This window comes from Kitasatospora sp. NPDC094028 (assembly GCF_049543595.1).
GTDB lineage: Bacteria > Actinomycetota > Actinomycetes > Streptomycetales > Streptomycetaceae > Kitasatospora.
The window spans coordinates 92,746-101,556 of sequence record NZ_JBMVFA010000003.1 but is presented as its reverse complement, the minus strand read 5'-3'; the positions used below and the strand labels follow the sequence as shown (position 1 = coordinate 101,556).

8 protein-coding genes are annotated in these 8,811 nt (G+C 74.8%); 5 read left to right on the top strand and 3 right to left on the bottom strand.

Features of this window, described 5'->3' with window-relative positions:
- Positions 1 to 200: 200 nt before the first annotated feature.
- The 3 genes from ACPC54_RS06190 to ACPC54_RS06180 all read right to left on the bottom strand — a co-directional run bounded on the left by ACPC54_RS06190 (position 201) and on the right by ACPC54_RS06180 (position 2,922).
- Positions 201 to 797 (bottom strand): TetR/AcrR family transcriptional regulator, encoded by a 597-nt coding sequence (locus ACPC54_RS06190; RefSeq protein ID WP_498961738.1) that lies wholly within the window; start codon positions 795 to 797, stop codon positions 201 to 203.
- A 110-nt stretch (positions 798 to 907) separates the two neighbouring features.
- Positions 908 to 1,921 (bottom strand): aldo/keto reductase, encoded by a 1,014-nt coding sequence (locus ACPC54_RS06185; RefSeq protein ID WP_498961736.1) that lies wholly within the window; start codon positions 1,919 to 1,921, stop codon positions 908 to 910.
- 134 nt (positions 1,922 to 2,055) lie between these two features.
- Positions 2,056 to 2,922, bottom strand: coding sequence for a class I SAM-dependent methyltransferase (locus ACPC54_RS06180; RefSeq protein WP_498961734.1), 867 nt, complete (start codon positions 2,920 to 2,922; stop codon positions 2,056 to 2,058).
- A 231-nt stretch (positions 2,923 to 3,153) separates the two neighbouring features.
- On the opposite strand from ACPC54_RS06180, the gene ACPC54_RS06175 reads away from it, so the two are divergent.
- From ACPC54_RS06175 to paaB, 5 genes are all read left to right on the top strand, one after another.
- Positions 3,154 to 4,662, top strand: coding sequence for a sensor histidine kinase (locus ACPC54_RS06175; protein WP_498961732.1), 1,509 nt, complete (start codon positions 3,154 to 3,156; stop codon positions 4,660 to 4,662).
- Positions 4,659 to 5,318, top strand: a complete 660-nt coding sequence (locus ACPC54_RS06170) for a response regulator (protein ID WP_498961730.1) — start codon at positions 4,659 to 4,661, stop codon at positions 5,316 to 5,318. The genes ACPC54_RS06175 and ACPC54_RS06170 overlap by 4 nt, the downstream gene beginning before the upstream one ends.
- A gap of 579 nt (positions 5,319 to 5,897) precedes the next feature.
- The gene (locus tag ACPC54_RS06165) at positions 5,898 to 7,232 is read left to right on the top strand and encodes a M20 family metallopeptidase (RefSeq protein WP_498961728.1); all 1,335 of its coding nucleotides are present in this window, start codon (positions 5,898 to 5,900) and stop codon (positions 7,230 to 7,232) included.
- 197 nt (positions 7,233 to 7,429) lie between these two features.
- Positions 7,430 to 8,482: a 1,2-phenylacetyl-CoA epoxidase subunit PaaA gene (gene paaA, locus ACPC54_RS06160; RefSeq protein WP_498961726.1), complete on the top strand. Its 1,053-nt coding sequence runs from the start codon at positions 7,430 to 7,432 to the stop codon at positions 8,480 to 8,482.
- 32 nt (positions 8,483 to 8,514) lie between these two features.
- Positions 8,515 to 8,808, top strand: coding sequence for a 1,2-phenylacetyl-CoA epoxidase subunit PaaB (paaB, locus tag ACPC54_RS06155; protein ID WP_498962429.1), 294 nt, complete (start codon positions 8,515 to 8,517; stop codon positions 8,806 to 8,808).
- Positions 8,809 to 8,811: the final 3 nt, after the last annotated feature.

Sequence of the window (8,811 nt, the reverse complement as noted above, 5' to 3'; positions counted from 1 at the left end):
TGCCGGCCCCCGCCCCGGGCGCCCCCGGCTCCCCCCCACCCAATCTTTTTTTTTTGCGGGCGCGCCCGCCCGCGGGGGGGGGGGCGGGGGCCCCCCCCCCCCCCCCCCCCCCCCCCCCCCCCCCCCCCCCCCCCGCTGGTGGCCGTCGGGTGGCCCGCCGGATCGCCCGTCCGGCGGCCCGTGCCGTCAGCGGCGGTCCGTCACCTGGCTGCCTGCAGGCCGCCGATGACGAGCTTCCAGACGGCGTCGAAGCGGTCGTCCGCCTTCGGGTCGGACCAGGTGGCCGCGTAGGCCGGGTCGTGGAAGGGGGCGGTGGCGTCGAAGACCGCGCGGGCGGTGTTCTGGATGTGGGTGAGCTTGAACTCCTTCGCGTCCACGCCGGAGTGGATGATCTCGGCGATCTGGCCGATCAGGGTCTCGATGTGCTCCTCGACGAGGCCGCTGTTCTCGTCCGTGAGCACCTGGTAGGTGGCGAAGAGCTCGGGGTCGTCGAGCGCCTTCTTGCGCTTGGTGTCGAAGAGCGTCGTCAGCCAGCTGTGCAGCCGCTCGGAGGCGGTGCCGAGGCCGTCGTCGGTGGAGATCGTCTTCAGCTTCTGGTTCGCCTGGTCGAGCCAGCGCTGGTTGACCGCCTCGCGCAGCGCGGTCTTGCTCGGGAAGTGGCGGTAGACGCTGCTGTGGCTGACCCCGAGGCTGCGGGCGACGTCCACGACGGTGGCCTTGGCAGGGCCGAACCGCCGGAAGGCGTCCTCCGCCGCGATCAGGATCTGCTCGGCGGTGAGCGGGGTGTCCGAGGTCACGATGGCCGTCCTTGGGTGGTGCTGGTGAAGGGGTGGTGCCGGGTACTGCCGGGTACTGCCGGGTGGTGCTCGGGGTCCGGCCGGGGCCGGGGGTCGCGGTGGTCCGGACGTCAGCGCTCGCTGTCCAGGTGGGCCATCTGGGCGGCGGCGTAGCGCTCGCCCGCCGCGGAGCCGGCCGGGACGGCGGCCTCGATCGCGGCGAGGTCCGCCTCGGTCAGGTCGACGTCCAGGGCGCCGAGGGCCTCGGTCAGCCGGTCGCGGCGGCGGGCGCCGACCAGCGGGACGATGTCCTGCCCGCGCGAGCCGACCCAGGCGATGGCGACCTGGGCGACGCTCGCCCCCTTCGCGGAGGCGACCGCGCGCAGCGCCTCGACGAGCGCGAGGTTGTGGGCCAGGTTCTCGCCCTGGAAGCGCGGGCTGTGGCCGCGGAAGTCGGTGGCGGCCAGTGTGCGGCCCTGCTCCCAGTGCCCGCTGAGCAGGCCGCGGGAGAGCACCCCGTACGCGGTGATCCCGATGCCGAGCTCGCGGGCGGTGGGCAGGACGGCGGACTCGATCGAACGGGAGAGCAGCGAGTACTCGATCTGCAGGTCGCAGATCGGGTGCACGGCGGCGGCGCGGCGCAGGGTGTCGGCGCCGACCTCGGACAGGCCGATGTGGCGGACGTACCCGGCCTTCACCAGGTCGGCGATGGCGCCGACGGTCTCCTCGATCGGGACCTTCGGGTCCAGCCGCGCCGGGCGGTAGACGTCGACGTAGTCCGTGCCCAGGCGGCGCAGGGTGTAGGCGAGCGCGGACTTGGTGGCGGCCGGGCTCGTGTCGAGGCCGAGCACCGAGTTGTCCGGGCCGCGCAGGGCGCCGTACTTCACGCTTATCTGCACGCTCGCGCGGTCGCGGCCGCGCAGCGCCTCCTGGATCAGGAGCTCGTTGTGGCCCATGCCGTAGAAGTCGCCGGTGTCGAGCAGCGTGACCCCGGCGTCCAGGGCCGCGTGGATGGTCGCGATGCTCTCGGCCTCGTCGGCCGGGCCGTACAGGTCGGACATGCCCATGCAGCCGAGGCCGAGAGCGGAGGTGGAGAGGCCGGAGGTGCCGAGGGTGCGCTGTGCGGTGCGGACGTTCGAGGACATGCGAGCTCCAGGGTTGGGAACGACGCCGGTCGGCGAAGGGCAGGTGACCCGGGTCTCACTATGGCACGGCAGCGAACAGATTTCAAAATCTGTTCGCTGTCATCTGTTTTTTGTTACTTGTTACTTGACGCTTGTCAGCCGATCGGCGAGGCCTGGGCCTCGGCGGACGGCCGCGCGACGTCCGGCCACCAGACCTCCCGCCCGCCGGGCGCCCGCAGCAGGTGGGCGCGGGCGGGCGGCAGGTTCCGCCACGCCGTGCGCGCGCCCAGTCCGTATACGGCCTCGAAGCGCCGCAGCAGCCGCACCACGGCCCGGTGGCGGGCGCCCCGGCGCGGCCCCGAGGTGAGGGTGCGCACCGCCGTCGTGCCGAGGTAGCCGAAGTACGTCAGCTCGCCGCCCGGCACCAGCAGCCGCAGGTAGAGGTCGAGGATCGTCCGCACCTGCGCCGGCTCGAAGTTGGTGAACGGCAGGCCCGAGACGATCACGTCGTACCGCTCGCCGCGCTCGCCCCCGGTGTCCTTCCCGCCCTGCCCGCCCTTCCTGCCCTGCCCGTCATGCCCGTCATGCTCGTCCGGCGGCAGCTCCTCCACCCGGCAGGCGGACAGCCGCACGTCCACCCCCGGGCGGCGCGCGGCCAGCACCGGGTCCTCCCGGAGCCGTTCGGCGAACCGGGGGTTCGCCTCCACGACGTGCAGGCGGTCCCCGGGGCGCAGCACCTCGACCAGCCGGCGGGTCACCGCGCCCGTCCCCGCACCCACCTCCAGCACCGAGAGCGGCCGGTTCGGCCGGCTGGTGACCGGCACCACCAGCGCGTTCACCAGCTCCGGCCCGCTCGGGGCCAGGGCCCCGGTGTCGTGGAAGGCCCGCAGCGCCTCGGCGAGGAACAGCAGGTGGTCCCTGCCCGCCGGGGGCACGGGCGGCGACGCGGGCGGCGGCACGGGCGGTGAAGTGTGCGGTGGTGGCGGGGAGTCGGGGCCGGGGCGGAGCTGGTCGTTCGTCATACCGTCGACGCTAGGAAGCGCGCGATCGCCGCGAATCGGCCGGTGAGCGACGCCCACCCCCGACCAAAGTCGAGGGCACGGCTGTCCGGAAGACGGCTGTGCCGCGCCGCCGCCCGCCCTAGCATCGAGCCGGACGGAGAGCCGGACCGGTGGGCGGGCACGTGTCGGAGGAACGGGTACCGGCCGGGTCGGACGCCGAACAGGACGGCGGAAGCGGAAGGAGTCGGCCCCGTGCGCGCAGGCCCGCTCGGCTGGTACGGCCCGGACCGCAACCCCCGGACCGACACGCTGCTGCTGCTCGGCATCCTCGCCCTGAGCGTCGAAGAGGCCGTCACCCAATGCCTGCGCATCGACGGCCCCTTGCGGCTGCCCGCCGCGGTCGCCGCCGCGCTGGCCGCGCTCTCGCTGCTCCTCGCCCGCCGCCACCCACTGGCCTCGGCCGTCCTGCCGGTGCTCACCGGCGGCCTGCTGAACCGCGCCGTCCCGGGCCTGCTGAGCGTCTACCACCTCGCCTACCTGGGCCGGTTCGGCCCGGCGGTCGCGGGCGGCGCGATCATCGCGTTGCTCAGCGCCACCCGGGCCGACTCGCTGGTCGGCTGGGCGGGCACCACGGCCTCCGAACTCCTCGTCCAGGCCGCCACATTGTCGGTCGGCCTGTGGCTCAACGGCCGGCGGGTGCTGATCCGCACCCTGCACGAGCAGGTCGACGCGCTGCGCCGTGAGCGCGAGCTGCGCGCCGAGCAGGCGCGTGCCGCCGAACGAGCCAGGATCGCACGGGAGATGCACGACGTGCTCGCCCACCGGCTCAGCCTGCTGGTGCTGCACGCCGGGGTGCTGCGCGACCAGGCCCGGGCCGGCACCGTCGCCGCCGACCCGGACCGGCTCGGTCACCGCCTCGAACTGCTGCGCAGTACCGCCGCCCGCTCGTTGGACGACCTGCGCGACGTTCTGGGCGCCCTGCGGGCCGACCCGGTGGACGCCGTGGACCCGGAGACTCCGGTCGGCCCGCCCGGTCTGTACGCCGGTCCGTCCGGTCCGTACGGCCCGTCCGGTGGCCCGCGCGACGGGTACGACGGGTCCGTCCGGCAGCCGTCCGACCGGGAGGGAGAGGGCGACGGAGGCGGAGGAGGTCCGGCCGGCCCGGTGCGCACCCCGCACGTCCCGGCACCCGCCCTGCGCGATCTCACCGAACTCGTCGGCGAGGCCGTCCAGGCCGGCCAGCAGGTCGAACTGGCCCTCTCCGGCGACCCGGAGAGCGTCCCGACCACCCATCGACTGGCCGTGCACCGCCTGGTCCAGGAGGCGCTGACCAACGCCCGCAAGCACGCGTACGCGGCGCCCGTCGACGTTCGGGTCGCGTACGGCGCACCGGCCACCACCGTCGAGGTCCGCAACACCCGCGGCCAGGTCCGGCCGGACGGGCCGTACCGGCGGGGCGGTGGCGGCGGATACGGGTTGGTCGGGCTCACGGAACGGGTCAGCGCGCTCGGCGGCCACCTCGACGCGGGCCCGGACGGCAGCGGCGGCTTCCGGCTCTCCGCCCGGCTTCCCGCCCCCTCCCGGCCGCCGCGGCCCGTCCCCGTCCCCGTCCCCGTCCCCGAACCCGTCCCCGAACCCGAACCCGAACCCGCGCCGAGCACGGCAGTCGGCACCGTGACCGCCCCCGCCACCGGAGACACCGGAGACACCGGAGGCAGCGCACCGGCGCCGGCCGATCCGCACCCGAAGGGCACCGCATGATCCGCACGATGGTGGTCGACGACGACGCGCTGGTCCGGCTCGGCCTCGTCGACCTGCTCGCCCAGGACCCGGCGCTGACCGTGGTCGCCGAGGCCGCGGACGGGCTGCAGGCCGTCGAGCTGGCCCGCGGCACGCGGGTCGACGTCGCGCTGATGGACATCCGGATGCCCCGGCTCGACGGCATCGCCGCCACCCGGCGCCTGCGCGAACTCCGGGACGCCCCACGGGTGATCGCGCTCACCACCTTCGATCTCGACGAGTACGTGTACCAGGCGCTCGCCGCCGGCGCGGACGGCTTCCTGCTCAAGGACACCCCGCCGGCCGAGATCGCCCGGGCCGTCCACGTGGTCGCGGCCGGGCAGGGCATGCTGCACCCGGCGGCCGCGCGGCGCCTGATCGACCGCTACCACCGCGCGGGCGCGCCCCGGTCGGTCGCCGCGCGGGGACGGGTGGCCGGTCTCACCCCGCGCGAGACGGACGTGCTGCGCGAACTCGCGGACGGGCTCTCCAACGCCGAGATCGCGGGCGTCCTCGGGATGCGCGAGAGCACCGTCAAGGCGCACGTCAGCCGCATCCTGACCGCGCTCGGCGTCGGCAACCGGGTCCAGGCCGCGCTCCTGGCGCGCGACGCGGGGCTGGCCGGGGACGGAGCCTGAGCAGGGGACGACCCGAGCCCGCCGGACGCGGACGCGCGCCCCCGGTTCGTACCGCGGGCTGATCCGCTGTCACCCATCCGGCGTGGAAATCCCGCGCCTTGGCGGTTTGCGCTGCCGAACCCGGGCGGCGGGTCCATGGTGGAGATGGGCGCGATCCGGCGACCGCGCCCGCGCGTCGGGTCGGGTTCGCGCGCCGTTCGTCCGTCGCCGTTTCCGCTGACGGGCGCCCTCGGCCGGGGCCCGACACCGGCGCGCTGGGAACAGGGCCACCTCGCAGGAAACCGAACGGTTCTTCTAGGCTCACATCTCGGCTTCCCTGCGGCGGTCCTGCCATTGCCCGCCGCCGGGAGGCCGTCGTCCACGGGGCTCCGGGCGGACCGGGGCCACCGGATCGAGCGAGGAGGACGTAATGCCAAGCACGCCGCCCAGCCGTTCCACCGCACTTGGGCCAGACGGGCCGTTCCGTGGGGCCGCACCCCATTCCGGCCGCCCGGCGGGGCCCCGCCGGGCCTGGAGTTCGGGCGGGAGCGGTCGGCCGGCCCGGCCGCTGAATACCGGCGGCGGCCGCGGAGGCGAGCGTTGAGTCCCCAGATCGTCGGGTCGCCGGCCGTCGCACCGGACACCGCCACCGAACCCGACCGTACGGAGCCGGCCGCCGCTCAGACCGCCGCCGCCCACGTCGCCGCCACCACCACGACGACCGCGCCCGCGCCTTCGGCCGCCGCGGCCACCGTCACCAAGGCCCTGCCCGGGCTTCCGCAGGCGCTGAGCGCCCGGGCCCGTACCCTCTCCGGCGCCGTCCGGCGCCGCTGCGCCGACCTGGCCCGGATCGAGTCCCCCAGCGGCGACGCGCCCCGACTCGACGCGCTGGCCGAGGAGTTGGCCTCCGGATTCCGGGCGACCGGCGCCACGGCCCGCCGCGAACCCGGGCCGGCCGGCGACCACCTCGTCCTGGAGTGGGAGGGTCAGGACGAATCCCTGCCCCACCTGCTGATCGTCGGCCACCACGACACCGTCTGGCCGGTCGGCACCCTGGCCGAGTGGCCGGTCGCCGAGCGGGACGGTGTGCTCACCGGCCCCGGCGTCGTCGACATGAAGGGCGGACTCGCCGTCCTGGAAGGCGCGTTCGCGCTGCTCGCCGACCTCGGGCAGCGGCCGCACCGCACCGTCCGGCTGGTCGTCGTCTCCGACGAGGAAGTCGGCAGCCCGGACGGGCGGCGCCTCGTCGAACGCCAACTGCGTGGCGCAGCAGCCGTGCTGGGGCTCGAACCGCCGCACCCGGACGGCCGGCTGAAGACCGCCCGGCGGGGCAGCACCCGGGTGCGGCTGACCGTGACCGGGCGCGAGGCGCACGCGGGCAACGACGCCCGCGAAGGGGTCTCGGCGGTGGACGAGCTGGTCGACCAGTTGGTCGCCGTCCGAGGGCTCGCCGGGCAGCCCGGCACCGAGCTCAACGCCGGTCGGATCAGCGGCGGTTCGCGGGCCAACGTCATCGCGGGGCGCGCCGAGGCCGAACTCGGCCTGCGGTTCGCCACCGCCGAGGCGCAGCGCCGCACGCTCGACCACCTCGCCCGGCTCACCGCGCTGCGCCCGGGCGCCCGGGTCCGCACCGAGGTGCTCTCCAGTCGCCCGGCCTGGCCCGAGCGGACCGGCAACCCGCTGCTGCGGCACGTCCGTTCGCTCGCCGCGGTGCTCGGGCAGCAGCTGGACGGCGGCCCGGCGGGCGGGGCGGGGGACACCAATCTCCCCGGCTCGCGCGGACTGCCCACCCTGGACGGGTTCGGCGCGGTGGGCGCCGGCGCCCACGCCCGGCAGGAGCACATCCGCCTCGACCAGCTCGCGCCCCGGATCGCGCTGCTCTCGGCCCTGCTGGCGGTGCCCCTGCCGCGCCTGCGGGACCGCGCCGAGGGGTGAGGGCGGCCGGGGTCGGTGGCGAACGGATGGCAGCAGGAGGATGACGGCGAACAGATAGCAGCGAACAGATAACAGATGACAGCTGACAGATTTCAACATCTGTCAGCTGTCATCTGTCAGTCCTCCCGCGTCGCCCCGCACCCCTCCCACCCTCCTCCCATGCCTGTCCTTGCCATCCCCCCGCCCCGCCGCGCACAATGGTACCGACCGAACGGTCAGTCGGTCGGCGCCCGAGGAGGCGCGACGGGGCACGAGAGGGGACCGTGGTGACAGCAGAGGTGGCCGAGGCGGTCCCCGACCGGACGGCGGAGGACCGGTTCGAGGCGGTGATCGCCGCCGAACAGCGGATCGAGCCCCGGGATTGGATGCCCGACGCTTACCGGGCGACGCTGGTCCGCCAGATCGCCCAGCACGCCCACTCCGAGATCATCGGCATGCAGCCCGAGGGCAACTGGCTCACCCGCGCGCCCTCGCTGCGCCGCAAGGCGATCCTGCTCGCCAAGGCCCAGGACGAGGCCGGCCACGGCCTCTACCTCTACGCCGCCGCCGAGACCCTCGGCGTCGACCGCGCCGAGCTGACCGAGAAGCTGATCAGCGGCCGCCAGAAGTACTCCTCGATCTTCAACTACCCGACCCTGACCTTCGCCGACGTCGGCGTGATCGGCTGGCTGGTGGACGGCGCCGCGATCTGCAACCAGGTCCCGCTCTGCCGCTGCAGCTACGGCCCGTACGCCCGCGCGATGGTCCGGGTGTGCAAGGAGGAGTCCTTCCACCAGCGCCAGGGCTACGAGCTGCTGATGACCCTGATGCGCGGCACCGAGGCGCAGCGCCGGATGGTCCAGGACGCGGTGGACCGCTGGTGGTGGCCGTCGCTGATGATGTTCGGCCCCTCGGACGCCGACTCGCCGAACACCGCCCGCTCGATGGCCTGGCGGATCAAGCGCCACACCAACGACGAGCTCCGGCAGCGATTCGTCGACATGACCGTCCCGCAGGCCGAGCACCTGGGCGTCACCCTCCCCGACCCCGAGTTGCGCTGGAACGAGGAGCGCGGCGGCTGGGACTTCGGCGAGCCGGACTGGTCCGAGCTGACCAGGGTCATCCAGGGCCAGGGCCCCTGCAACACCCAGCGGGTCGAGCGCCGCCGGGCCGCCCACGAGGACGGCGCCTGGGTCCGCGAGGCCGCCGTCGCCTACGCGGCCAAGCGCGCGGCCGAGCAGCCGCACACCGAAGAGGAGAACGGAAAGTGACCGAGTCCAAGGCCGGATCCAAGGCCGAGTCCATGGCCGGGTCCAAGGCCGGCTGGCCCCTGTACGAGGTGTTCGTGCGCCCCCGGCGCGGCCTGAACCACGTCCACGTCGGCTCGCTGCACGCCGCCGACGACCGGATGGCCCTGCTCGCCGCCCGCGACCTCTACACCCGCCGCAACGAGGGCGTCAGCCTCTGGGTGGTCCGCTCGGACGCGATCACCGCCTCCACCCCGGACGAGCGCGACCCGTTCTTCGAGCCCAGCGGTGACAAGGTCTACCGCCACCCGACCTTCTACGACATCCCCGAGGATGTCCCGCACATCTGACGG